This is a genomic window from Candidatus Binataceae bacterium (assembly GCA_036495685.1).
In the GTDB taxonomy this organism is placed as follows: domain Bacteria; phylum Desulfobacterota; class Binatia; order Binatales; family Binataceae; genus JAFAHS01.
Map to the genome: position 1 here is coordinate 20,721 of DASXMJ010000003.1, position 23,855 is coordinate 44,575.

At 62.1% G+C, this 23,855-nt stretch carries 22 protein-coding genes; 6 read left to right on the plus strand and 16 right to left on the minus strand.

Annotated features, from left to right (window positions below; genetic code table 11):
• From VGI36_00350 to mraZ, 12 genes are all read right to left on the minus strand, one after another.
• Complete coding sequence (locus tag VGI36_00350; GenBank protein HEY2483562.1) at positions 1–753, minus strand: cell division protein FtsQ/DivIB; 753 nt, start codon at positions 751–753, stop codon at positions 1–3.
• Positions 754–824: 71 nt separating this feature from the next.
• Complete coding sequence (gene murB, locus VGI36_00355; protein HEY2483563.1) at positions 825–1,727, minus strand: UDP-N-acetylmuramate dehydrogenase; 903 nt, start codon at positions 1,725–1,727, stop codon at positions 825–827.
• Positions 1,714–3,138, minus strand: a complete 1,425-nt coding sequence (gene murC, locus VGI36_00360; protein HEY2483564.1) for a UDP-N-acetylmuramate--L-alanine ligase — start codon at positions 3,136–3,138, stop codon at positions 1,714–1,716. The genes murB and murC overlap by 14 nt, the downstream gene beginning before the upstream one ends.
• 4 nt (positions 3,139–3,142) lie before the next feature.
• Positions 3,143–4,216, minus strand: coding sequence for an undecaprenyldiphospho-muramoylpentapeptide beta-N-acetylglucosaminyltransferase (murG, locus tag VGI36_00365; protein ID HEY2483565.1), 1,074 nt, complete (start codon positions 4,214–4,216; stop codon positions 3,143–3,145).
• A 2-nt stretch (positions 4,217–4,218) separates the two neighbouring features.
• Entirely contained in the window at positions 4,219–5,367 is a 1,149-nt protein-coding gene (gene ftsW, locus VGI36_00370; protein ID HEY2483566.1) for a putative lipid II flippase FtsW, read from the minus strand.
• Positions 5,321–6,643: a UDP-N-acetylmuramoyl-L-alanine--D-glutamate ligase gene (murD, locus tag VGI36_00375; protein HEY2483567.1), complete on the minus strand. Its 1,323-nt coding sequence runs from the start codon at positions 6,641–6,643 to the stop codon at positions 5,321–5,323. The genes ftsW and murD overlap by 47 nt, the downstream gene beginning before the upstream one ends.
• A gap of 1 nt (position 6,644) precedes the next feature.
• The gene (gene mraY / locus VGI36_00380; GenBank protein HEY2483568.1) at positions 6,645–7,724 is read right to left on the minus strand and encodes a phospho-N-acetylmuramoyl-pentapeptide-transferase; all 1,080 of its coding nucleotides are present in this window, start codon (positions 7,722–7,724) and stop codon (positions 6,645–6,647) included.
• 28 nt (positions 7,725–7,752) lie between these two features.
• Complete coding sequence (locus VGI36_00385) at positions 7,753–9,273, minus strand: UDP-N-acetylmuramoyl-L-alanyl-D-glutamate--2,6-diaminopimelate ligase (protein ID HEY2483569.1); 1,521 nt, start codon at positions 9,271–9,273, stop codon at positions 7,753–7,755.
• Positions 9,270–11,318 carry a penicillin-binding protein gene (locus tag VGI36_00390; protein HEY2483570.1) on the minus strand — a complete coding sequence of 683 codons (2,049 nt, stop codon included), beginning with the start codon at positions 11,316–11,318 and terminating at the stop codon, positions 9,270–9,272. Before VGI36_00390 ends, VGI36_00385 begins: the two co-directional genes overlap by 4 nt.
• Positions 11,315–11,602 carry a hypothetical protein gene (locus tag VGI36_00395; GenBank protein HEY2483571.1) on the minus strand — a complete coding sequence of 96 codons (288 nt, stop codon included), beginning with the start codon at positions 11,600–11,602 and terminating at the stop codon, positions 11,315–11,317. The genes VGI36_00390 and VGI36_00395 overlap by 4 nt, the downstream gene beginning before the upstream one ends.
• Complete coding sequence (rsmH, locus tag VGI36_00400) at positions 11,599–12,507, minus strand: 16S rRNA (cytosine(1402)-N(4))-methyltransferase RsmH (GenBank protein ID HEY2483572.1); 909 nt, start codon at positions 12,505–12,507, stop codon at positions 11,599–11,601. The genes VGI36_00395 and rsmH overlap by 4 nt, the downstream gene beginning before the upstream one ends.
• A gap of 17 nt (positions 12,508–12,524) precedes the next feature.
• Positions 12,525–12,974 (minus strand): division/cell wall cluster transcriptional repressor MraZ, encoded by a 450-nt coding sequence (mraZ, locus tag VGI36_00405; protein HEY2483573.1) that lies wholly within the window; start codon positions 12,972–12,974, stop codon positions 12,525–12,527.
• Between the two features lie 374 nt (positions 12,975–13,348).
• On the opposite strand from mraZ, the gene VGI36_00410 reads away from it, so the two are divergent.
• Both VGI36_00410 and VGI36_00415 read left to right on the plus strand, forming a co-directional pair.
• Positions 13,349–14,155, plus strand: coding sequence for a family 16 glycoside hydrolase (locus tag VGI36_00410; GenBank protein HEY2483574.1), 807 nt, complete (start codon positions 13,349–13,351; stop codon positions 14,153–14,155).
• Positions 14,156–14,223: 68 nt separating this feature from the next.
• The gene (locus tag VGI36_00415) at positions 14,224–14,472 is read left to right on the plus strand and encodes a hypothetical protein (protein ID HEY2483575.1); all 249 of its coding nucleotides are present in this window, start codon (positions 14,224–14,226) and stop codon (positions 14,470–14,472) included.
• Positions 14,473–14,695: 223 nt separating this feature from the next.
• Here the strand turns inward: VGI36_00415 and VGI36_00420 are convergent, their stop codons facing one another.
• Together VGI36_00420 and leuS are read right to left on the minus strand one after the other, a co-directional pair.
• A complete protein-coding gene (locus VGI36_00420) occupies positions 14,696–15,466 on the minus strand; it encodes an enoyl-CoA hydratase/isomerase family protein (protein ID HEY2483576.1) in 771 nt (256 codons plus the stop codon).
• A gap of 128 nt (positions 15,467–15,594) precedes the next feature.
• Entirely contained in the window at positions 15,595–18,033 is a 2,439-nt protein-coding gene (gene leuS, locus VGI36_00425) for a leucine--tRNA ligase (protein HEY2483577.1), read from the minus strand.
• Between the two features lie 177 nt (positions 18,034–18,210).
• On the opposite strand from leuS, the gene VGI36_00430 reads away from it, so the two are divergent.
• The 4 genes from VGI36_00430 (at position 18,211) to VGI36_00445 (ending at position 22,013) form a co-directional block, all read left to right on the plus strand.
• A complete protein-coding gene (locus tag VGI36_00430) occupies positions 18,211–19,074 on the plus strand; it encodes a DegV family protein (GenBank protein HEY2483578.1) in 864 nt (287 codons plus the stop codon).
• A 19-nt stretch (positions 19,075–19,093) separates the two neighbouring features.
• Positions 19,094–20,221, plus strand: a complete 1,128-nt coding sequence (locus tag VGI36_00435; protein ID HEY2483579.1) for an LLM class flavin-dependent oxidoreductase — start codon at positions 19,094–19,096, stop codon at positions 20,219–20,221.
• Between the two features lie 50 nt (positions 20,222–20,271).
• On the plus strand, positions 20,272–20,982 hold the full coding sequence (locus tag VGI36_00440) for an acetoacetate decarboxylase family protein (GenBank protein ID HEY2483580.1): 711 nt from the start codon (positions 20,272–20,274) through the stop codon (positions 20,980–20,982).
• Between the two features lie 95 nt (positions 20,983–21,077).
• Positions 21,078–22,013, plus strand: coding sequence for a Rieske 2Fe-2S domain-containing protein (locus VGI36_00445; protein HEY2483581.1), 936 nt, complete (start codon positions 21,078–21,080; stop codon positions 22,011–22,013).
• Positions 22,014–22,031: 18 nt separating this feature from the next.
• Here the strand turns inward: VGI36_00445 and VGI36_00450 are convergent, their stop codons facing one another.
• On the minus strand, positions 22,032–23,177 hold the full coding sequence (locus VGI36_00450) for an aromatic ring-hydroxylating dioxygenase subunit alpha (GenBank protein ID HEY2483582.1): 1,146 nt from the start codon (positions 23,175–23,177) through the stop codon (positions 22,032–22,034).
• Positions 23,178–23,184: 7 nt separating this feature from the next.
• Positions 23,185–23,847 (minus strand): class I SAM-dependent methyltransferase, encoded by a 663-nt coding sequence (locus VGI36_00455; protein ID HEY2483583.1) that lies wholly within the window; start codon positions 23,845–23,847, stop codon positions 23,185–23,187.
• Between the last annotated feature and the right edge of the window lie 8 nt (positions 23,848–23,855).

Genomic DNA, 23,855 nt, shown 5'->3' on the forward strand with positions numbered 1-23,855 from the left:
TCACGGACTCCTGGGCTTGGTCGTCGAAGCAGCCGCTGCTGCCGCGGACGGGTGACCAGACCGCTTGCTCACCGCCGCGTGGGAGCCGGAGATCGCAGCGGCCTCGGTCATACGCACGACCGCCTCCCCGGGCGTGGTCATGTCGATCGCGGCGATCATTTGCTGACGGTCATGCCAGCGGCCGAGAATTTCTGCGGCACGCCCCATCTCCAGTGGCACCGCATCGAGGTCGAAAATCACGCTGGTACGCGCATGATCCAGGTACAGCGATGCGGTTCCGTCATCATCGACGCTCATTTCCGAGACCAGATGCGAGAGCTGCGCCTCGGCTCGGACCATCACCGCGGCAAACTCGACCAGCTCGCCGCCACGGGCGTTTTCCATACCCGGGCCACTCAGAATCGGCAGGTCGTCAGTGCTGGTGGGCGAAACTGGACCGCGCAGTTCGCCATCCGCGAACAGCCAGTAGAAGCCGTCGCGGCGCTCCACGATGGCTATCGGGTCGCCGGTCGGGCGAGTGTACACGCGTCGGCGCCAGAGTGCGGAGAACCTTACGCCCAAACCGAGCTCGGCCCGACCAGCCTGTCGATCAAGCCATCCCTCGATTGACTCTGACGAAACCGCCGGACGAGGGAGCCTGCCGGTCAGGGAGTAAAAGAAGCCAGAGACCCGGACTGCGAGCGCGCGCCCCACGACGCTGAAGCCGGTGATCACGCCGAGCACGAAAAACGCGCACAGAACCAGCCCGAGCATCCGGGGGTTCCACCCTGCCGCCGCCTTATTTCCACTCCGCCTCGCCACCCCGCATCAACCCCGCTTCCGGCTTACCAGTCACCCACCAGCTTGACCTCGGGCTCAAGCCAGACGCCGCTTTGCTCCTTGACCCGGCTACGTGCAATCTCGATCAGCGTGCGGACTTCCTCGGCGCGCGCACCACCCAGGTTTACGATGAAGTTGGCGTGTTGATCCGAAAACGCCGCTCCGCCGACGCGAGTGCCCTTCAACCCGGCGCCTTCGAGGAGCCGCCCCGCAAAACCACCGGGCGGATTCTTGAAAATCGACCCGGCGTTGGGCACGCCACGGGGCTGGCGCGCCATGCGCTGCGCGTGGACCTCGGCCACGCGCGCCCGCAACTGCGCGCGATCGCCGCTGGTGAGATCGAATTCGACCCGGGTGATTATGAATCCCAGCGCCAGCGACGTGCGCCGATACGCAAAGCCGACCTGGTCCTTGGTCAACGACTCGGCCAGGCCGTCCCGGCTTACGCCATGAACCAAGGTCACGACCTTGGCGATTTCGCCGCCGAATGCGCCCGCGTTCATCACCAGTCCGCCCCCGACACTGCCGGGAATTCCTTCGCCGAACTCCAAGCCGGCCATTCCCTGCTCCACTACCGTTTCTACCAGCACGCCAAAGTCCACCGCCGCACCCGCGACCACGTGCCAACCCGCGATGGTGATTTTTCGAAAGCTCTCCCCCAGACGAATCACCAACCCGCGCACACCGCGATCGCTCACCAGCAGATTGGTTCCGGCTCCCAGACAGAAGGCCGCAATGCCCTCGCGATGTGCCGCCCTCATCGCTTCCTGCAATTCGGTTTCGCTCTCGACCGAGACGAAGAGGTCGGCCGGACCTCCGATGCGGAACGAGGTCAAATCGGCGAGCGGGCGCCGCGCCGCGAAGCGCGCGCCGAACCGTGCTTCGAGCTGTTGCTCAAGCGCGCTCATGGAGATTCGCCTCGTCGCCGAGCGCGTCAAGAATTTCAGGGCCGAGCCTGTAGACGTCGCCCGCTCCCAGAGTCACGATCAGATCGCCCGGACGCGATGCCTTTGCGACTTCGCGTGCGAGCGATCTCTCGCCCTCGAGGTAATGCGCCTCGAGATGCCCGCGCGCACGCAAGGCCTCGTAGAGCCGCCGCGACGAAACCCCTTGAATCGGATCCTCGCCGGCGGGGTAGATATCCAGCAGGAACAGCGCGCCGGCTTCATCGAAGGCCCCAAGGAATTCCTCGAACAGATCGCGAACCCGGGTGAAGCGATGGGGTTGGAAAACCGCAACAATGCGGCGCTTGAATGCGGCCCGGGCCGCGCCCAGGGTAGCGCGAACTTCCGCGGGATGGTGCGCATAGTCATCGAGCACCAGACGTCCGGCCTTCTCGCCCCTGATCTCGAAGCGGCGCTGGATCCCGCCAAACTTTGCCAAGGCCCGCGCCGCGAGAGCAAAATCAATTCCCAGCTCGAGCGCTACGCCAATCGCGGCCAGCGAGTTCAGCGCGACGTGCACGCCCGGCGCAGGTATCGCGACCGTGCCGAGTGGCTGACCGTCGCCAATCACCTCAAAGCGCGTGGAAAGTCCGTCGATCACTATCTTCTCGGCGCGAAGATTGGCGTCCGCGGAGAGACCGTAGGTTATCAATGGCTTGCGGAGTTGTGGCAGCAGACCGCGCACATTGACGCTGTCAATGCACAGCACCGCAACGCCGTAAAACGGGACGCGATTAACGAAATTGGTGTAGGCTTCGCGCACCCGCTCCATCGTTCCATAGTGATCGAGATGCTCCGGGTCGATATTGGTCACGATGGCGATGGTGGGAAGCAGCAGAAGAAACGAGGCATCGCTTTCGTCGGCTTCGGCGACCATGAAGTCGCCGTGGCCGAGCCGCACGTTGGTGCCGATGTTGCGGATGTTTCCCCCCACCGCGACCGTGGGATCAAGGCCCGCCTCCTCAAGTATCAGCGCAACCAGGGCGGTCGTGGTGGTTTTGCCGTGTGTGCCTGCAACCGCGATTCCCAGCTTCGACATCCGCAGCAACTCGCCCAGCATTTCGGCGCGCGCGATCACTGGAATCTTCAGGTCGCGCGCCCGGGTCACTTCCGAATTCGAAAACTTGATCGCGGATGAGATCACGAGCGCATCGAGCGCGGCGGACAGATGCGACGGGTGGTGGCCGAATTCGATCTGTGCGCCGAGCGAGGTCAGTCGCCTGGTGGCCGCACTCTCGTGCTGATCACATCCGCTTACCGCGAACCCGAGTTGCAAGCTCAATTCGGCAATGCCACTCATGCCCGCACCGCCGATACCGACGAAATGGAGGCGGCGCTGGCGAGCGAGCAAACTCGATGCGCGTGCCTGAGCCACTTCGCTAGTTCTCCATCTGCGTGACGTCAAAGCAGACACGTGCCACGCGCGCGGCTGCGTCCGGAAACACGCTGCTTCGCGCGCGCTGCCCCATTGCGGCAAGGCGCCCGAGATCCTCGAACAGCGATTTCACTTCGCGGGCAAGATTTTCCGCCAGCCCATCGTCATCGTTTACGACGAGCGCGCCACCGGCTTTCTGGATGACCATGGCGTTGTGCAGTTGCTGCATGTCGCGGTGAAAGGGATACGGAACGTAAACCGCCGCGCGCCCAGCCAGCGCGATATCGGTAACCGTACCACCACCGGCGCGTGCGATTACCAGACTTGCGCGGGCAAGTGCGGCGGGCACGTCCGCGATGAACGGGGCCACTTCTGCCCGCACTCCGGTTTTCTGGTACTCGACCCTCAACCGCTCCACATCCGTCTCCCCACACTGATGGAGGATCGTCCAGTTTATAACACTTTTTCCCCAGATTTTGAAAGCCCCAATTACTCCAAGGTTGAGCCGATGCGCGCCAGTCGAGCCACCTAAAACGAGGATTTGTTTTTGTGCGAAGTCTGGAGGAGCTGGTTCCACCGCTGCCTGGTAGCGAACCGGGTTACCGGTTAGCACTACCTTGTCGCGGCGAAAGTAGCGTGCGCTGTCGGCAAAGCTCACGCAGATTTTTCGCGCGAAACGCCACAGCACTCGGTTGGACAGCCCCGGCTTGGTGTTCTGCTCCAGCATCACGATAGACACCCGCGCCAGGATTGCGGCCAACGCGACGGGCGCCGAAGCGTACCCGCCTACGCTCACGATGAGGTCGGGATGAAAGCGCGCGACCAGCGCGCGCGCCCGGCTCACGGCGCGAACAAACTCGGCGATGGCGCGCGCCCGGCCGCCGAGGCTGCGGCCACGAATGCCATGCACCTCGAACAGCTCGTATTGGTAGCCGCGCTGCGGGAGCCACTTGGCCTCGAATCCGTTGGTGGTCCCGGCATACAGAACCTGAGAGTCAGGACGGCGGCGCACAATCTCTTCGCCCAGCGCGATCGCCGGAAACAAATGACCTCCCGTGCCTCCTCCTGCGATTATCACCCTCATCTCACCGCAGGCCGCCTTCCGAGCGCGAGCAAGGCGCCCAGCGCGGCCATCGCCATTACGATCGCACTGCCGCCGTAGCTCAAGAAGGGGAGCGGCAGTCCCTTGGTGGGTATCATTCCGATTACGACCGACATGTTTATGAGCGCCTGTAGCGACAACAGTGAGGTAAGTCCCACTGCCAGCAGGCTGGCAAATCCGTCGGGCTCTTCATGCGCGATACGCATGCCGCGGAACAGAATGATGCAGAAGAGCACCATCACCACGGCCGCCCCCGCGATTCCAAATTCCTCGCCGACCACGGCAAAAATGAAGTCGCTGTGCGATTGCGGCAGGTAGAACATCTTCTGCCGACCCGCACCGAGACCGACGCCCCAACCTCCCCCCGCGCCCAGCGCAATAAACGACTGCACCAGCTGAAAACCGGCGCCGCGCGCGACGATCCATGGGTCCAGAAAGGTGGTCATTCGCTTCATGCGGTAAGACTTCGCGAACGCCTGGAACCCCAACACGCAGAGCGCGCCCGCACCCGCGACGCCGAGATGCTTCAGCTCGGCGCCCGCCGTATAGAGCATCACGAACAGAATGACCGAGATCATCACGGTCGATCCGAAGTCGGGCTGCTTGAGCAGGACCAGTGCGATGGGCCCAACAATGAGGAACGCCGGGAGCGCGCCGTGGGCAAACGACCGCATCCGTTCAGCGCGCCGGGAGAAGAAATCGGCCAGCAGGAAAACTAATGCCAGCTTCACGAACTCCGACGGTTCCAGAATCAGGGGACCGAGCCGCAGCCAGCGGCGTGCGCCGCCGCGCACCAACCCCAGTCCCGGCACGTACACCATCACCAGCATCACCAGCGATATGACTGTCAGTGGGACGACAAGCCGGCGCAGACCGGTGAGGGAAAACTGAGACAACAGCAGCATGAAGAAAAGGCCGACGATGATGCGCGCAAGATGCTGCTTGAAAAAGTGGAATGGATCGCCGGTCTTCTCGAGGCCCAGGAAATAGGTCGTGTTGAGCACCATCAACAGGCCCAGCAGCAGCAGCGCCGCTGCTGGCAGCCACAGCCACGCATCCGGGCGCCGATACCGTACCGCTTCAAAGCGCCCGAACCAGCTCTTTAAATACCCTACCGCGCTCCGCATAGTCCCTGAACTGGTCGAAACTCGAACACGCCGGCGACAGCAACACCGTGTCGCCGCGCCGCCCGATCCGCGCCGCCCGTTCGACCGCCTCCCCCAGAGTTGCAAACAGTTCCACCTCAACTGCGCCGCTCACCGCAGCCGCAATCCGCTGGCGCGCCGCCCCGATAAGAATCGCGCGCCGCGCCTTGCGGCGCAGCGGCTCGATCAGCGGCGCGTAGTCTCCGCCCTTGTCGACTCCGCCCGCGATCAAGATGACCGGCGCGGGTACTGCATCAAGCGCCTCGACCACCGCGCCGACGTTGGTGCCTTTGGAATCATCGATCCAGGTGATCCCGCCCTGCTCGCACACGAATTCAATTCGATGCGCCAACGGCTGGAAATCCGCCAGCGCCCGTTCGACAGCCTGGGGGTTGCAACCCATCGCAAGTGCGGCGGCCGCCGCCGCCATCGCGTTGACAAGGTTGTGTCGGCCCGGCAGCCTGAAATGCGCGAGGCTGATTCGTCCGGCAAAGTCGTTGATTGCGAACTCGAGCGCGCGTTCGCTGACCCAGATTGCCGATTTGCTTGCGGGGCGGGCAAGTCCAAACGCGATGACCCGCGCGCGGACCTCTCCGGCGAGCTTCCAGACATTGGGATCGTCGCGATTGAGAATGGCCCAGTCGTCGGACTCCTGATTTTCGAACAGGCGCGCTTTCGCGCGTCCGTATTCTTCCAGATCGCGGTAACGGTCGAAGTGATCGTCAGTCAAATTCAGATGCACGCCGACGTGGGGTCGAAAGGTTTCGATCCACTCGAGTTGAAAGCTCGAGATCTCGGCGTCGATCGCATCGTAGGCACCCTGCGCCGCTTCGATCAGCGGGGTGCCCAGGTTGCCGCCGACAAAAACCCTGCGCCCGTCGCCCTTGAGCATCTCGCCAAGCATGACCGTAACCGTGCTCTTGCCATTGGTCCCGGTCACCGCCGCGAGCGGGGCGCTGATGAAACGCGCCGCCAGTTCCACTTCACCGATGACGGTGAGTCCGCGCGCCACCGCTTCGCGCAGAAGAAGCGCATCGCGGGGCACGCCCGGACTGGTGACCACGAGTCCGACTCCAGCCAGCCACGCGGGATTGTCCTCGCCCAGGCAAACTTCTCCGGGCGGCAGCGATTTGCGATCGAGATCGCTCCTGCGATCGGTCAGGACGAGTTTGGCGCCACGCGCTGCGAGGAATCGCGCGGCGGCGATTCCGCTCGCGCCGAGCCCCACGACCATCGCGGTAACGCCCGCCAGCTTCATCTCACCTGAGCTTGAGCGTGGACAGCGCGACCAGCGCGCAGACTATCGAGATGATCCAGAAACGCACCACCACGATGGTTTCCGGCCAACCCTTGAGTTCGTAGTGGTGATGCAGCGGTGCCATCCGAAAAACTCGGCGGTGCGTCAGCTTAAAGTAGTAGCGCTGGATGATTACCGAGATCGCCTCGATTACAAAGACTCCGCCCGCGATCACCAGCGCAAGTTCCTGCTTGGCCAGAATCGCGACCATACCGAGCGCCCCACCCAGCGACAACGCGCCCACATCTCCCATAATCATCGAGGCGGGATAGGCGTTGTACCAAAGAAACCCGAGCGACGAGGCGATCAGCGACGCGCAAAATATCGCGACCTCGCCGACCCCGACCACGTGCGGAATCTGGAGATAGCTCGCGAACTTAAGGTTGCCGGCGACATAGCTGAACACCCAATAGGTGAACGACGTCGTCATGACGGGGCCGATTGCGAGCCCGTCAAGACCGTCGGTCAGATTGACCGCGTTCGAGCATCCCACGAGAACCACCATCGCGAGCGGAACGTAACCCCACCACCTGAGGTCGGGGTGGGCATTCTTGAAGAACGGAACGGTAAGGTGGGTGTCGAAGTTCAGACCCAGGAACAGGTAAGCAGATACGATGAACGCCAGTCCGAACAACAGCACCAGTTTGGCCGGCCCGCTCAGACCCAGACCCTTGCCGCGGCGCAGCTTCAGATAGTCGTCGGCGAAACCGACCGCGCCAAAGGTGACCGTGACCGCGATTGCGAGCCAAACATAGGGGTTGGCGAGATTTGCCAGCAGCAGGGTGGCGGACAGGGTCGCGGCGAGAATCAGCAAGCCGCCCATCGTGGGCGTGCCGGCCTTCTTCTGATGTGCCTGCGGGACCTCCTCACGGATGGTCTGCCCGATGCGCGCAGATCGAAAGCGCTCGATGAGCAGAGGACCCAGTGCGAGTGACAGCGCCAAAGCCGCCAGACCGGCCACCACTGAGCGGAAGGTTTCGTAGCGCAGTACGTTGAAGCCCGGATGGACCTTATGAAGCTGGTAGAGAAGCAGGTACAGCATCGTTCAACGCACGCGGTATGAGCCGCGGTCATTTTGCTTGGGCGGAGAGTTCCGCTGCAATTTCGCGCACCACTTCGCGATCATCGAAGTGAATTACTCTGGAACCGAGCAGCTGATAGTTCTCGTGCCCTTTCCCGGCGACCACCACGGTGTCGCCCGCGCTTGCGATCTCCATGCCTCGTTTGATCGCCGCACGCCGATCGGGTTCCACCAAATAGCCGCCGCCGGAGGCAGATTCTTTCACGCGCGTGCGCCCGCCGTTCTCGAGGCCAGTTTCGATCTCGGCGATTATCGCCAGTGGCTGCTCGCTACGCGGATTGTCCGAAGTTACGATCGGGACGTCAGCCAGGCGCGCCGCGATAGCGCCCATCAGCGGGCGTTTGCCGCGATCGCGATCCCCGCCGCATCCGAAGACGCAGATGATTTTGCCGGGCGTCAGCTTGCGCACGGTGCGAAGCACCGCCTCCAGTGCGTCGGGCTTGTGCGCATAGTCGACCAGCACGTTCACCCCGGGTCGCGTCTTAATGGCCTCCATCCTGCCGGGGGCCCCCAGGCATCGCCGCGCTCCCTCCTCCACCGCACCAGGTTCGATGCCCAGGGCCACCGACAGAGCGGAGGCCCCCAACATGTTCAAAAGATTCGGTTCGCCCAGCAACGGCGACGAGATCGCTACCCTGTGGCCCAACGCCGAAACAGTCGCCCGGATTCCCGAGAGGTCAGCCGCAAAATCGATGGGATGCACATCGCACGCGGGGGTAAGACCGAAGCTCACCGTGCGTCCCGCGACCATATCGAGAATGCGTCGCCCGTGTGGATCGTCGCCGCACGCGACGGTCACGGTATCGGTGCGGCGGCTGTGCGGGAGGATCTCCGTAAACAGACGCAGCTTGGCGGCGAAGTAACTTTCGATACTTCCGTGATAGTCGAGATGGTCGCGTCCGAGATTGGTGAACAAGCAGGCGCGAAAGTTAAGGCAGTCCACGCGGCCCTCGGCAATTCCGATCGAGGATACTTCGGCCACCGCGATACGCACGCCCTCGCGTTCCATCTCGGCGAGTGAAGATTCCAAGTCCACCGACTCGGGTGTAGTCAGTCCGCTCTGCAGCTTGCGCTCCCCGATGAAGATCCCAATGGTTCCGATGATGCCGGTGGGACGGCCGGCGGCCTCGAAAATCGATTGCAGCAGGTAGGTGGTCGTAGTCTTGCCGCTGGTGCCGGTGATACCGACCAGGTCAATTCGTTCGCTGGGCGTCTTGAAGAACCGCGAGGCGGCCGCGCCCATCAGTCGGCGCGGCCGCTCACTTCGCACTATGGTCGCCGCAGCGCGGGCGGTTCCACCATCACCACCCCTCACCACCACCGCCCTGACGCCGCGGTTTAATGCGTCGCCTAGATGCGCACGCCGCGCTTGCGGATCCCGCGCCAGCGAGAAAAACAGGTCGCCCGGAGCGGACCTACGTGAATCGTAACTGAGACCGCCAACCTCAACCTCCGCATCACCCTTGATTTCCTCGTAGTCCAGCCCGGCCAGCAGACTTCCGAGCTTCACCTCCTACTACTCCTTGCCGGTTGTGCGGGTCGCGTAGCCGCAGCTGCCGGCCGCGCGGCGTCTGCGAGGACGGATCCCAGCGTTAGTTTGATCGAGCCGCGACTGAGTGGCGCTCCGGCCGCGGGTCGCTGAGCCATTACGTAACCGTCGCCTTTGACCTCGAGCATCATGCCGAGCCCTCGCGCGACCTGCAGTGCCGCGCGCAGACTCAGGCCAATGAAATTTGGCGTGGTCGGAGATTTCGATCCAGTAAGCGCCGGAATGGAATCGCCCGGATCGGGAGCGTTCACCGGCGCGAGCTGATGGCGGCCGCCCTTGGCGGCGGGCAGCGGAAATAGGCTGGCGATGTCGTAGTCGGGCGCAGCGGTCGGCGTGATGTTGAGGTCGCGCGCCGCGCCGGCCGCAATCTGGCTGAACACTGGAGCCGCGTAGAGGCCGCCGAAATGACCGTGACCGACGTCGTATAGCACCACGAGTATTAGCAGCCGCGGATCGTCAGCTGGCAAGAACCCGACGAAGGAGCACACGTGCCGGTTCTGAAAATACCCGCCATTGGGATTCACCATTTGCGCGGTGCCGGTTTTGCCCGCGACCACGAACCCGTCGACCTTGGCACGATGTGCGGTCCCGTTCGCGCCATTCACCGGATTGCGCAGAAGCTGGTTCATCTCATGCGCGATGTCCGGCGGGATGGCGCGGCGCATGACCTGCGGCGTATGGCGCAAGATCACATTGCCCTGGACATCGTATGCCGCCTTGACCACGTAGGGACGCACAATAAGTCCGCCGTTGGCGATCGCGGCATACGCAACTGCGAGCTGCATCGGCGTAACGCCTACGCCCTGTCCGAAACCGTGGTTGGCGAGATCGATCTCGCGCCAGCTCGACGGCTTCATGATAAGACCCGCCGCTTCGCCGGGCAGATCGATGCCGGTGCGAAAACCGAGGCCGAAGGCGTGCATACCGTTGTAGAAGCGGTCGGCGCCGAGGGTCAGCGCAATCTTGGCGGCGCAGATATTGGATGAGACCTCGATGATTCCACCGAGGTCGAGGACGCCGTGCCTGGCGTCATCGTGGATGGTGCGATGATCGATGGTCCACTTGCCATTCTCGCAATAGAACTGCTTATGCGGCGTAATCGCTCGGTCGGCGAGCGCGATCGAAGCGAGAATCCCTTTCATCGTGGAACCCGGCTCGAAGGCATCCTGCACCGCGGGATTGTGAAGCCGGTCGTGGAGCTCGGAAGGATCGGCGCTCACGTTGGCGAGGGCGAGTACTTCGCCGGTGAACGGGTCGAGCACGATGGCGGCGCCGCGTTTGGCACCGCTCTGCTCGACTTGGGTGGCCAGCTGAGTCTCGGCAAGCGACTGGATCGATGCGTCGATCGTCAGCTCGAGCTGGGCGCCAGGCTCGGGCGATTTGAGCGCGAGGGGACTGTCCAGAATCGGGTGCCCGAGCGCATCGTGATAGAAATTCAAGGTGACCGGCTCGCCGCGCACCAGTCTGTCGTATTCAAGTTCAAGGCCGGAGAGCCCCTGACCGTCCATCCCCGCCAGCCCAACCACCGCCGCGGCCAGGTTGCTCTCCGGGTAGAAGCGCCGGTATTCACTCACCGCGCCGACGCCATCGATGCCGAGGGCTTCGGCGGCTTGTGCCTTATCCACGTCAATCCGCCGCTCCAGCCACACGAACGGCGAAGGCTTTCTGAGCCTGGTCTCGAGGTCCGCCGGGGTCATGGCAAGCACAGCGGCAAGCCTGGCGCGGTCGCGCGCGGTTGAAGAATCGAAGACCCGATGGGGATGCGCGTAAACCGAGCGGGTCTCTGCCGACAGCGCCAGCGGCTCGCCCTGGCGATCGACCAGCGGGCCTCGCACCGCCGCCAGTTGCATAGCTGCCGTGTGCTCGTTGCGCGCGAGCGAGTTGAGGCGCGGCCCGTCGAAGGTGACCAGTACAATCAGGCGAAGTACCGCAACCACGAAAAGTGCCGCCAACGCCAGGGTAAGCCATCCGACACGCGCACGCCGCTGTTTGAAAGCGAGGTTCACGGCACCAGCACAACCTGTCCGGGCGCGGGCGGCGCGAGATGATAGCCCGCAGCGCGCGAGCGCAAGCGTTGGTGGGAAGACAACTCGGCGACCTTGAGCCGCAGCGAGCGATTCTGATCTTCGAGGTGCGCAATCTCGTCGTTAAGCACCGAAAGCCGGTAGCCTTCGCGTGTGGCCTCGAGACGTGTCATCAGAGTGGTAAAGCCAAGAATCGCGATGCCGATCAGCAGGATGGCGGGTACGAGCTTTGAAGGCGCTTTGCTCGGTCGTATTCGCTGATTCATCGCGCCACCCTTTCAAGACCTCGCAGCCGCGCGCTGCGCGCGCGCGGGTTGGAAGCTACTTCGGAGTCTGCGGGCTTCATCACCTTGCGAGTTGTCAACGCGAAACTTTCGCCGCGTGCGAGCGCCCGCATGCGTTCCTTGACCGCGCGGTCTTCCAGCGAATGGTATGCGATAACCGCCATTCGTCCGCCGGCGGAGAGCAACGCGGGTGCTGATTCGAGGAACGCCGCCAGGCTCTCCAGCTCGCGGTTCACCGCGATCCGGAGCGCCTGGAAGGTGCGGGTCGCGGGATGGACGCCGCCAGCGCGGCGCGAGCCCAGCACGCGCTCCACGATTGCGCGCAATTCGGCGGTCGTCTCGATGGGCCGGCGTCGGCGTGCGTCGATTATCGAACGCGCAATTCGACGAGCGGCGCGCTCCTCGCCCCAGTGATGAAGGAGATTGGCGAGGTCGGCTTCCGTCTCTTCGTTCACGAGATCATAGGCACGCAGCGGCTGGGAACGATCCATCCGCATATCGAGCGGGCCGTCGAAGCGGAAGCTGAATCCGCGCGCGGGATCATCGAGTGCAAAACTCGACATGCCGAGATCCGCGACAATCGCGTCGACCGCTTCGACCCCACATTCCTGCACAACCGCCGCCAAGTCGCTGAAATCGGCGTGCCGGAGCCTCACGCGAGTCCCGAACGATTCCAGCCGATCGCGTGCGAGCGCAAGCGCATCGAGGTCGCGATCGATTCCGATCAACTGCGCATCGGTCGCCGCCAGCAGCGCGGCCGCGTGCCCCCCGGTACCCACCGTGGCATCGACGACGACGCGCGGTCCGTGCGCACACAGCAAATCGCGCACCTCTCCCACCATCACCGGCACATGCATCCGGGCCGTCGCGCCGTCGTCGTGTTTCACAGCCAAATTCATCGCGTCTAGAGGTTGAGCTTTTCGAAAAACGCCGGATCTTGAACTTCCTCTTCCGTAGCGCGCAGTACTCGCTCGAGGACCTGCCTGTCCCACAGTTGAAAATGATCGCGGCGCGCCGAGAAAGTCACGTCGCGACCGATCCGGGCCCATTCGCGCAACTTGGAGGGGATAAGAATGCGGCCCTGGCGATCGACCGGAACTTCCTGCGCCCCGGAGATAAAGAAGGTCTCAAATTTTTGCACGCCCGGATCGAACTGCCCGCGGGTCGCGAACTTCGCGACCACTGCGTCCCATTCACGCGGTGGATACAGCTCAAGACAGCGTTCGCGAGTGAAAAAGAAGTTGGTGATAAACAAGCGCTCATGGCCTTCACGCTGGAGGACCTCACGGAAGCGCGCGGGAATGCTGACGCGCCCTTTTTCGTCGATCGCGTGGTCAAATCGACCGCTGAACACCGCAGGCCTCCCTAGAGACCCACAATATCCCACCGTCTACCACCAAGGTCAAGTAAGACTGTGATGGCTAGCGAAAAACAGACTACCGACACCACCACGTGCTATGGCGAATGAAAAGCGAAGCTCAGCGCGCCGCGAACGAAGCTCTCAATCGATGAGAAGTGCCGAGACATCTCAAGCGCTGGTTTTTGCGAGCCTTCTCCAAGTTGTCGGGGCTTCAAGAATTTCGGTTCCCTGCGGCGTCCCCAACTGCCAGTTTGCTGCAGCGTAAGAACATCTTTCTTGACAGGGCGCTGTCTCATTAGGGAAACTCGCGCGGGCTTCCGTTGTTATAGCCGAGTTTCTGGGACCGAGAGCGGAGAGGGGATCAAATAATGACTGGACGAGCTTGGTTGCGTACCGCGATTGTGATCGCGGCTGGAGCGGTGCTTGCGGTGGGGCTGACCAGTCCGGCCGCCTATTCGCGGGCCAAGAAGAAGGAGCCCACTCCCACCGAAACCCCAACGCCAACCGCCACGCCAACGCCCGAAGCCAAGGTCTGGAATTTCGACCAGGACAAGGCCCATGCGATAGCGGAAGGCTGGACCGCCGTGGAAGGAGAGTGGGAGGTCATCCCGGATCCCACTGCCCCAAGCCAGCCCAATACTTATGGCCTGCCGGCTGGCCGCACCATGAGCTCTTTACTGCACGCATTGAATTACAATCTGTTGACCGTCCTGACCGACAAGACCGAATACGACGACTTCACGCTGGAGGCGTCGTTCAAGTCGGCGGGCGGACGGTTCGACTGCTCGGGTGGACTGATTTTCCGGTACGTGGACGCACAGAATTTCTACGTGCTATCGGCGGGCTGCCCCAGTGATTATTTCGCACTTTCGCGCATGACCGCTGGCAAGCTTGAAAATCTCAAACAGCAGGTGGTGCCGACGGACAAGGACACCTGGTACAAGCTTAAGGTCTGGGCGCAAGGCAGTCACCTTACATGCTACGACGACAACAAAATGATCTTTGATGTGGACGACGCGAAGATCGCCAAGGGACGGATCGGGTTGTGGGCGAGTGATGACTCGCAAGCGCGTTTTGATGATGTGACGCTGACGCTGCCGTTGGCCAGCACTTCGGCCGCCGCCGCACCACCCCCTCCTCCCCCGCTGCCCCCGCTACCTTCGCCGCCGCATTGACAAATCTGTTCAGCGACGCGGGCGGGACGCCTTGAATCAAGGCGTCCCGCCACCTAACCTCACTGTAGATGGCAACAACCGAAGAAACCCGCCCCGCTGCACCGCTTGAAATTGAGCAGCTTTCGACGCTGAGCTACGTGAGTGAATTTTTCCAGGGGATGGGGATTATGCTCGGCATGGGCATTCTCTGGGGGCTCGAGATCGTGCGCAACGCATACTTTCGACTGCTCGACCGGCTCAATCTAAAATCGCGCCGCCGACGCGCCAGCGCATTCCCGCCCGGCCGTCCCAGGAAGCATCGTCAACTGCGCGTCTAGCGGAATCCACCAGACTCCACTTGGGCGCACGCCGCCTGGCGAATTTTGTCCGGGTGCCCGGCTCTTGGAGGGAACCTGTGCGGTTGTAGGGGAGCATCCCGAAAGCGGCCGCGCGGCGTCGGTGCCGGTGGACCGCGCAGCTTCCTGTCCAGGGCCCAAAAGCAGACGGCTAGTTGCGTCGCTCTGCGCCCAGGCGGCCTCCGCGGACCGCCGGGCACGCTGCTTAGCGCGCCTGCCAGACCGGCTTGCGCTTCTCCAAAAAAGCGCGCACGCCCTCCTTGGCGTCCTCGCTTTGACGGACATCGCGCGCCATTTTGAGCATGTCGTCGTGCCACGCATCGAAAGATCCGCTCATGCAACGGCGCACGGTGGCCTTCATCGCCCGCAGCGATAGCGGAGCATTGCCCGCGACTTTCTCGGCCAACGCGGTTGCCACCTCTGCCAGTTTGGAGTCAGGGACGACTTCATGAACCATATTCATGTCGCGCCCGCGTGGTGCTTCGATCAACTCGGCGGTGTAGAGAATCCACGCGGTATTCGCCGAACCGCACACCTCGATGAGCTTACGGGTGAAGTCGTAGGGAACCATCAATCCGACGCGACCCAGAGTCATACCTAATCGTGCACCCTCGCCCGCGATACGGAGATCACAATGCAGCGCGAGTTCCAGCCCTCCGGCGAGCGCAGCGCCCTGCACCGCGGCGATGGTCGGCACCGGGAAACGTTCCAGCCGACCGAAGACTGATTCCAGCGAAATGGGGTTGTGGCCGCCGGTGGATTCGTCGACTTCCTTGAGATCGATCCCCGCGCAGAAGCTCGCGCCCTCGCCGCGCAACACCAGTGCGCGAACCTCGCGATCGTTTTCGAGTTGCGCGAGCGCCTGGTTCAAGGCTTCGATCAGAGGTTGATTGAGTGCGTTGCGTTTTTCCGGACGATTGAGCGCAAGCACCACGTAGTTGGGATGGCGCGTTATCTTGAGCACGTCCTCGGCCATTGCGGTTGCTCCTTGAATCTATTTGGCGAGTACCGATGAATGAGTCGGCGCCAGCATCGCACGGATATTTTAGGTGTTCAAGGAGAGCCGTGGGCAGCTAAAGCACCAAGCTCAGAAGGAGCGCAATCTCAAACTACGATGCTCAACATCCGATTGGGTACGAAGATGAACTTCTTCGGCTGCTTGCCGCCCACGTGACGCGCCACCGCCTCGCTCTTCAATGCAAGCTCGCGAACCTCTGCTTCCGAAGCTCCCACTGCAACCTGCAGCCGATCACGAACCTTGCCGTTCACCTGCACCACCACGGTTGCGGTGTCCTCGCGCGTCATCGACTCGTCGAATTTTGGCCACGACTCAAGATGCACCGATGCTGAATGACCCAAAGCGCGCCAGAGTTCCTCGCCCAGATGGGGGGCCATCGCGGCGAGCATCACCACGTACGACTCGACCACGAAGCGGTTCAGTTCCGTCGGCTTCAGCCTCGCGATGTGGTTGAGATGGTCCATCATCGTTGCCAGTCCCGTGTTGAAGCGCATCTTCTCGATGTGCTCGCTTACGGTTCTGATTGTTTTGTGGGCTTTGCGCAGGGTCTCCTCCGACGCAGAGCCATCGGGACCTCCAGCGTCAACGTACCGGCGAAGCATCGTCCACACGCGCGTGATGAACCTCTCGGTGGCGGCCACCCCGCTTTCGTTCCAATTAGTGTCTTCGTCATAAGGGCCCATAAATAGTTCCCACAGACGAAGGGCATCGGCGCCATACTTTTCGATCATCGCGTCCGGTGTGACGACGTTGCCTTTGCTTTTGGACATTCGCCGTCCGTCCGGTGCCCAGAGGACCCCCTGGTTGCGCAGGACGGGGAATGGTTCTTGGAAGCTGATAAGACCGGCGTCGTACATTACCTTGGTCCACATCCGCGCGTACAGCAGGTGCATTACCGCATGCTCCGCGCCGCCGACGTAGAGATCGACCGGCAGCCAACGGTCGACCGCCTTTCGATCAAACGGTGCTCGGTCTTCGTGCGGCGAGGCAAAGCGCAGAAAGTACCACGAAGAACACGCAAACCCGTCCATGGTGTCCGTTTCGCGCTCGGCCGGGCCGCCGCATTTGGGGCAAGTCGTGTTGACGAATTCAGGGACATTCGCCAAAGGCGAGCGGCCCGTCCCCGCTGGCTGATACTCCTTCATCGTCGGTAGGAGCACCGGGAGCTGATCGTCGGGCACCGCAACAACCCCGCACGATCTTTTGCAATAGACCACCGGGATAGGACATCCCCAGTAGCGCTGTCGCGAGATGAGCCAATCGCGCATCCGGTAGCTGATGGTCGGCCGGCCAATCTCGTGGTCTTGCGCATATTGACAGACCGCCCGAATCGCCGCGGCGGTCGGCATCCCATCCAGAAATCCCGAATTAACCGTGACTCCCTGCTCGGTGAAGGCACGACCAGTCGGGACCGGATTGTCATCGGCGGGTGCAGTAACCAGCGGAATCTCCAGGCCGTACTCCGAGGCGAATTCGTAATCGCGCTGATCCTCACCCGGCGCGCCCATGATCGCGCCGGTGCCGTAACCCATCAGCACATAGTCTGCTATCCAGATTGGAACGTCCTTTGCGGAAAAAGGGTTACGGGCGTATGCGCCGGTGAAAACCCCGGTTTTTTCTCTGACGGTGGACAGACGTTCGATTTCGCTCTGCCGGCGGGCGTCTTTCACGTAGGCGGTGACCGACCCAAGCTGGGCCTTGGTGGTGATTTCAGCGACCAGTGGATGCTCCGGCGCCAGGACCATGAAGGAAACCCCGAACACCGTGTCGGGACGAGTCGTGAAGAAACGGACTTCCTTGCCGGGATGACCGCTGACCGGAAAGGCAAGCTCAGCCCCTTCACTCCTGCCGATCCAGTTGCGTTGCATCAGCTTGATTGGCTCCGGCCAATCGATGTCTTCGAGATCGTCAAGCAGCCGATCCGCGTACTGGGTAATCTTGATGTGCCACTGTTCGAGGTCCTTTTTGCTGACCGGATTGTCGGGGTGACGCCAGCAGCAACCATTCACAACCTGCTCGTTGGCCAACACCGTTCCGCACAAGTCACACCACCATTGCGACCCGGTCGCGCGATAGGCCAGACCCCGCTTGAGGAGCAACAGGAACAGCCACTGGGTCCATCGATAGTATTCCGGAGAGGACGAATTGATCTCACGCGTCCAGTCGTAGGCACATCCCGAGATAGTCAGTTGTCGCTTGAAATTCGCGGCGTAACGCGGAACCGTCTCTGTAGGATGAGCCTGGCGGAGGAGGGCCTCGTTCTCGGCCGGCAGGCCGAACGCATCCCAGCCCATGGGATGGAGGACATTGAAGCCCTTCATGCGTTTGTAGCGGCCCACGACGTCGCACGGGACATAGTTGCGCAGATGTCCCACCGACAGCCCATTGCCGGAAGGATATGGGAACATCTCGAGAACGTAGAACTTGGGACGCCCGGGGTCCTCGCGGGTGAGATAAATCTGGCTGCGCTCCCATTCCTCCTGCCAGTAGGGCTCGATCTTCTTGGCGTCGTAGCGTTCGTCCATCGCAGCTGCGCACCTTACAGGGTTTGAAGTTTACCGTGTAGCAGATCAGCGTGAAACGGTGGGTTCGTCCACTCGTGGCCTTGCGTCGCCGGGCAACCCCAAGCTTAGTAGCCTTGCCTTGACAGCCCGCGACTGCGCACGTTATTCGCATGGCAGTCTTGAACGGGTGGTATGGAAATGACCCAGGCGCTATCGATCGTCACCGATTCCAGCGTGGATTTGCCGGCCAACGAGGTCCGCAGAATCGGGATCGAAGTCGCGCCCATCCAGGTAGCTTTTTCGACCGAGTTCTTTCGCGATGATGGGCTGGCGCGCTCCGAATTTTACCGGCGCCTCCCCGACGAGCCGCGCCTGCCGGTGATCGCCGCCGCGATGCCGGCCGATTTCCTTGCCGCATACCGACGGGCGCACGAGCGCGGTCCCGACGTACTGTGCCTAATCAATCCCTTCGAATCATGCTCGACCTACACGGCCGCATATTCGGCCGCGGTGGTCGCGAAGCGTGATCATCAGATCTCCGTGGAAGTCCTCAACACCGGGCGGGCGTTGACCGCACTTGGGGCAGTTTGTATCGAGGCAGGCGAGATGGCGGCGCGAGGCGCGACCCTCCAGGAAGTTGTGAAGGCATTGGAGGAAGCTACCGCGCAGATCGATACCTATCTCGCGCCCGTTACCACCGCATACCTGGAGCGCGACGGGAGAATCTCGATCTACGAGATGACGGTTGGGTCTCTGCGCGGAATGTTGCCGCTGGTCCGCGTGTGGGGGAGGGTCGCGGTGGTAGACAAGTCCAAGACCCAGGCCGAGAATATTGAAAAGATGCTCGGACGGGCACAACAGGAGCTGGCGGGGTCCGAAGCTACGGTAATCGTAACTCATGCAGCGAATTCGCGCGGCGCCGGGGAGCTCGGCGCTGCTGCGCAGCGACGCTTGAAGGTCAAACGACTGATCACGAATGAGCTTGGACCGTCGGCCGGTGGATATTGCGGACCGGGCACGCTGGGGCTTGGATGGTGTCCGAGCCTGATTAAACTGAACTGAGGCGGGCAAGGAGCTACCAATGAAATTTGGAATCTTCTACGAACATTCAGTAGAGAAGCCCTGGAGCCGCGAGTCGGAACTGCGTGCCTATCACCAAGCGCTCGAGCAGATCGAACTCGCCGATGAGCTGGGATTCGACCAAGTTTGGGAAGTCGAGCATCACTTTCTCGAGGAGTATTCGCACTCTTCCGCACCCGAGGTCTTTTTGGCCGCCGCGGCGGCCCGCACCAAACGAATCCACATCGGGCAGGGCATCGCGGTCGCGCTCCCGCAGATGAACCATCCGGCCCGAATCGCGGAGCGTGCGGCAGCCCTCGATCTAATTTCCAACGGTCGCCTCGAGTTCGGCACCGGCCGCGCCGCGACTTGGACCGAGGTCGGCGCGTTCGGAATCGACCCCGACCACACCAAAGAGATGTGGGATGAAGTCATCCGTGCGATCCCCCGGATGTGGACGGAAGAGGAATTCGAGTGGAATGGCAAGTATTTCAAAATGCCGCCACGCAACGTGCTCCCCAAGCCGATTCAGGATCCGCATCCTCCCATGTGGGTTGCGGTGTCGTCCCCGGAAACGGCGGTGCAGGCGGCCGAGCGCGGGATCGGCATGCTCGGAGTAACCCTTGGCACGCCCGCCGACTACCGCCGCCTGGTCGCCGACTATCGCCGAATCATCAAGCACTGCGACCCGGTCGGCAAATTCGTGAACAACCAGGTGAATGCCGCCAGCTGGCTCTATTGCGGGGAGGATGAGAACGAGGCGCGCGCGGTTGGCGGCGCGGCCGCTTTCAATTTCTTCCGCACCGCGGCGCATCTGGTCGGGCTCGGCGGCATCTACCCGTCGCATGCGTATACCGCGCTGGCGAACGCTACCGCGCTGCTCAGCCAGGCGGAAATCTTCTCACTGCGCGAGGGATTTCCGGTTGGAACCCCCGAGCAGATTGTGCAGAACCTCCGCTACTGGGAAGAAGTCGGGGTCGAGCGGGTCGTCTGCCTCATCAACTTCGACCAGCAAATTCCGCAAAGGAAGGTCCTTGCAAGTCTTGAGCGTTTTGCGAAATACGTGATGCCCGAATTCGCGGAGGACAAAGCGTCGCGTCCGACCGGGCCATCGAAGAGCGGCCCCGAAGCGCCACCGATGCCCACTTGATCCAACCACGGGAGAAGGCGTCATCGAAATCAGTGGAGGAGTGACTTCCAGTGCCCGACCCAGGACGTTCGCGTCACGAAGACTACCTGATGGATCTACCCAAGGAACGGCCGGCCTATCCGCCGCTGCCGTGGGTTTGCCCGAACTCCACCATGATCAACGTCTATTTTGAGGTCCTCAAAGCGCCGCTGCTGGACCGGTTGCCCCCCGAGTTTTGCCGTACGTCGCCCCCCTATTGCCGGCTCTCAATCTTCGATCATCCGGAATCCCCGGTCGGGCCCTTTCGCGACGCGACCCTGGCGCTCGGATGCCGCTTGAACATGATGCCGGCCGCTTTCGTTGCGGCTTCGATCACCAACAGCGAGAAGGCCTTGGCGGCAGGAATCTTCGAACGGGGCTTTCCCAACATGTTGGGCAAAATCGAGTTCGCCAGCGGCGTCGGCAACGCGCGAGCCGTGGTGGGCGACGGGACAGGTCCGCTGCTTGAAGTCGAGTTGCCCCTCCTGCAGACCATCGAGCCGAGCCGTCTTGCCTTCGACCACGCAGACGCTTTACGGACCACCGCCGATGGTAAAACCGCATTGACCATCACGCGTCCGGATATCACGATTCACCGCGCTGCGATTTGCAAGAACGCACGCATCGAATATCAGGGCGAACGTCGGGAAACGCCCTGGCACAGACTGGACTGCCGCAACGTCGTGAGTGCCCAACTGGTGCACGGCGATCGGACGTTCGACGCGGGACACGCGCCCGGGTGACCGCGGTGGCGGGCCACGACATTTATTGACCCGCGGGCCACCACGCGGTACGAACTTTAGGCAAGAATTTCCCAAGCGGTCGAGGGAGGTAGCTGATGCGCTACGGCGGATGGTACCAGATTGCATTCGAGCGTGACCTTCAGGCGGATGTCAGCTCGGTTCCGGTGGGTGACCGCCGCCTACTGATCGTACGCAGCGGCGGCGAGATCAACGTTTATGACGCCACTTGCCCGCATCGCGGCGCGGACCTGGGCGTGGGCGGGAAATTGGTCGATCCCCGGGTGCTCACCTGTCCATACCATGGGCATCGCATCGCCCTTGGAGGCGAAGGCGGGGGTCCATACTGTGTGGCAAAGTATCCTTCACTAGTAAGGAGCGGCCTCATTTTCGCCCTGGTAGGTAATTTCGCAATCGGCAAGCTCCCCGACATGCTGGACTACCTCGAGCGAACTCACAAAATCTTCGCCGGCTTCACCAAGACCATCAAGGTCCCGCCCGAGATGGTTATCGAAAACGCTTTCGACTGGGCACATTTTCCCCCCGTACACGACGTGCTGAAGGTCGAATACGGGGAGCCTACGGTGGAAGACGGGGTCTTCACCGCTACCACCAAGCTGCGCGTAGGCCCCTCGATGTGGCAAGGGGGCGGGGACGGTTCGCACCATGATGATGGTACGACGTTCATCGAGGTGCCGCTGCTCGCGCGCGCATATAGTCCGAACCTGACCATCACCCAGGTCGCGGTCGGCGGTGGCGATCATCCGCATTTCGTAATTGCTTCGGCGGTGCCGATGCTCGATGGCACTTCCACCATTCGTCTTTCAGTGGCAATGCCGGTCATCGAAGGATTCGATCCGCCGCAAGAACTCGCCGACCTGATCATGCAGTTTGAGAGTATGGGCCTGGAGCAAGACCGCCCGGTCTGGGAGAACCTCGCGCTCAACGCGACCCCGAAGTACACCGCCGAAGACGATAACGTTCTAAAATATCGGAAATTCTGCGAGCGCTTCACTCTGAACGGCCGCGTCTGAGAAACCGTCCGGTCTTCCTCAGCCGGCGGCGCCGCCGCGGCTCGCGTCGCGTAGTATCGGTACCCGTCTCTCTTCGTCCGTCAATTCCCTCGCATGCACGGGTTCAATCGGCACCCCGCATTGTGCGAGCACCTTCCTGAGTTCGAGCAAGACCGGTGATACTTCCGCGTTCCGGTCACTACCCTGTTCGTCCCACGCGCGCTGTTCGGCTTCCACTGCCATACGGTCCTGCTCGAAAACCGAACGGGCGAAATATCCGATGACCGGCCACGCTAGGCTGAGGACCAGCGGCGTTTTAGGGCGCCGCACCATCAGGATGCCGAAGCTCTTATTGGTTCGCTGCTCCTGGTCGAGCGGCACGTAGGACGCCCACAGGCGAATCGCGGGAATCTCGGAATGCGCTCGGAAGACGGTGAGCTCCTGGTGCGGATAGACGGTGCGAATCGTCATCAACTCGTAGTCACGATCGACCCCGGACTCCGAGCCCTTCCCGCCCATTACCAGCAGATCCGCCCCGACATGCTGCTTGCCGCCTTCGAAGCGGTACTGCGCTTCGGTCCAATTAGTACCTGTCCGGTAGTCGAGCATTACCGGCTGGATACTTCCCATCAGGCTGCGGTGAAGGAACTGATGGTTCATGTCCATCAGGTTTTCGTGCATGAAAGTGTAGTGGCAGCTGAGCGTCCGTTCGAAATACATCGTTCGATATTGCGGCGTACCCCATTCCGGGATGCTGGGAAGTTCCGAAACCTGCGCCAGTTCGGGTTCGCCCGGAAACACGAAAATAAGTCCGTACGCTTCGCGGCATGGATAACTGCGGACACCACGCGCCGCGGCTGGCATCTTTCCGCCATCGGCCAGGTAAGGGATCCGTGCCAGACGCCCGCTCGCACCGTAGCACCACCCATGATAGGCGCACTGGAGCTGCTCCCCGCGAACGACCCCGAGATGGAGCGGGAGCTGACGATGCGCACATCTATCCTCCAGCGCAAATAGCGAGCCGGATTCGCTGCGCGCCAGTACCATCGGGTCGCCGGCGAACGTGACCGCCAGTGCGCGCCCTCGTTTAAGACTGCTGGAGCGCGCGACCGGATACCAGAAACCCGGGTGAATGCCGACCCGCCGGAGGTCGGGGACGCCTGAATGTGTGCCGGACCCCTGCATGCTGACCTCAGCGCTTGCGCGCAATTGTAAGACCGTCCGCGATCGGGAGCATCACCGCTTCGACCCGTTCATCATGGGTCACGAAATCGTTAATCGCGCGGATGGCCCTGGTGTCTTCGCTCTGGTCATTCTGATTGAGTACCGCGCCGCTCCACAAGACGTTGTCGAGCAGAATCAGACCGTTCTGACGAAGCCGTTTAAGGATCTCCTCATAGTAATCGCGATAGTTAGTCTTATCCGCGTCGATAAAAGCGATGTCGAAGGAGTTCCGCTCCGGGAGCGCGCGCAGGGTTTCGAGGGCAGGGCCGATTTTGAGGGTGATCTTGTGCGCGACTCCTGCTTTTTCCCAGTAGCGCTTTGCAATTGCCGTCCATTCCTGGTTCACATCGCAACACAGAAGCTCGCCGTTGGCGGGCAGCGCCCGCGCCACACACAGCGAGCTGTAGCCAGTAAAGGTTCCCACCTCGACGGCGGATCGCGCGCCGATCGCAGCCGCAAGGATACCCATGAAAGTGCCCTGCTCCGAGGCAATCTCCATGACGCTGATGGGGCCGAGCTTGGCGGTTTCCTGAGAGAGCTCCTGCAGAAGCGGATCGCTATTGTTGCCGTGCGCGACCACGTAGTCATAGAGCTCGGGAGAAAGCTTGATGAATTTGCTCAGACTGGCCATACCGAAAA

What these genes read in the sequence shown, in the direction of transcription:
- VGI36_00445 (HEY2483581.1), top strand. Translation starts at nt 21,078, where the DNA reads ATGCGCTACGGCGGATGGTACCAGATTGCATTCGAGCGTGACCTTCAG.
- leuS (HEY2483577.1), bottom strand. Translation starts at nt 18,033, where the DNA reads ATGGACGAACGCTACGACGCCAAGAAGATCGAGCCCTACTGGCAGGAG.
- ftsW (HEY2483566.1), bottom strand. Translation starts at nt 5,367, where the DNA reads ATGCGGAGCGCGGTAGGGTATTTAAAGAGCTGGTTCGGGCGCTTTGAA.
- VGI36_00395 (HEY2483571.1), bottom strand. Translation starts at nt 11,602, where the DNA reads ATGAATCAGCGAATACGACCGAGCAAAGCGCCTTCAAAGCTCGTACCC.
- VGI36_00415 (HEY2483575.1), top strand. Translation starts at nt 14,224, where the DNA reads ATGGCAACAACCGAAGAAACCCGCCCCGCTGCACCGCTTGAAATTGAG.
- VGI36_00450 (HEY2483582.1), bottom strand. Translation starts at nt 23,177, where the DNA reads ATGCAGGGGTCCGGCACACATTCAGGCGTCCCCGACCTCCGGCGGGTC.
- VGI36_00430 (HEY2483578.1), top strand. Translation starts at nt 18,211, where the DNA reads ATGACCCAGGCGCTATCGATCGTCACCGATTCCAGCGTGGATTTGCCG.
- VGI36_00410 (HEY2483574.1), top strand. Translation starts at nt 13,349, where the DNA reads ATGACTGGACGAGCTTGGTTGCGTACCGCGATTGTGATCGCGGCTGGA.
- VGI36_00455 (HEY2483583.1), bottom strand. Translation starts at nt 23,847, where the DNA reads ATGGCCAGTCTGAGCAAATTCATCAAGCTTTCTCCCGAGCTCTATGAC.
- mraY (HEY2483568.1), bottom strand. Translation starts at nt 7,724, where the DNA reads ATGCTGTACCTGCTTCTCTACCAGCTTCATAAGGTCCATCCGGGCTTC.
- VGI36_00350 (HEY2483562.1), bottom strand. Translation starts at nt 753, where the DNA reads ATGCTCGGGCTGGTTCTGTGCGCGTTTTTCGTGCTCGGCGTGATCACC.
- murB (HEY2483563.1), bottom strand. Translation starts at nt 1,727, where the DNA reads ATGAGCGCGCTTGAGCAACAGCTCGAAGCACGGTTCGGCGCGCGCTTC.
- VGI36_00435 (HEY2483579.1), top strand. Translation starts at nt 19,094, where the DNA reads ATGAAATTTGGAATCTTCTACGAACATTCAGTAGAGAAGCCCTGGAGC.
- murD (HEY2483567.1), bottom strand. Translation starts at nt 6,643, where the DNA reads ATGAAGCTGGCGGGCGTTACCGCGATGGTCGTGGGGCTCGGCGCGAGC.
- VGI36_00420 (HEY2483576.1), bottom strand. Translation starts at nt 15,466, where the DNA reads ATGGCCGAGGACGTGCTCAAGATAACGCGCCATCCCAACTACGTGGTG.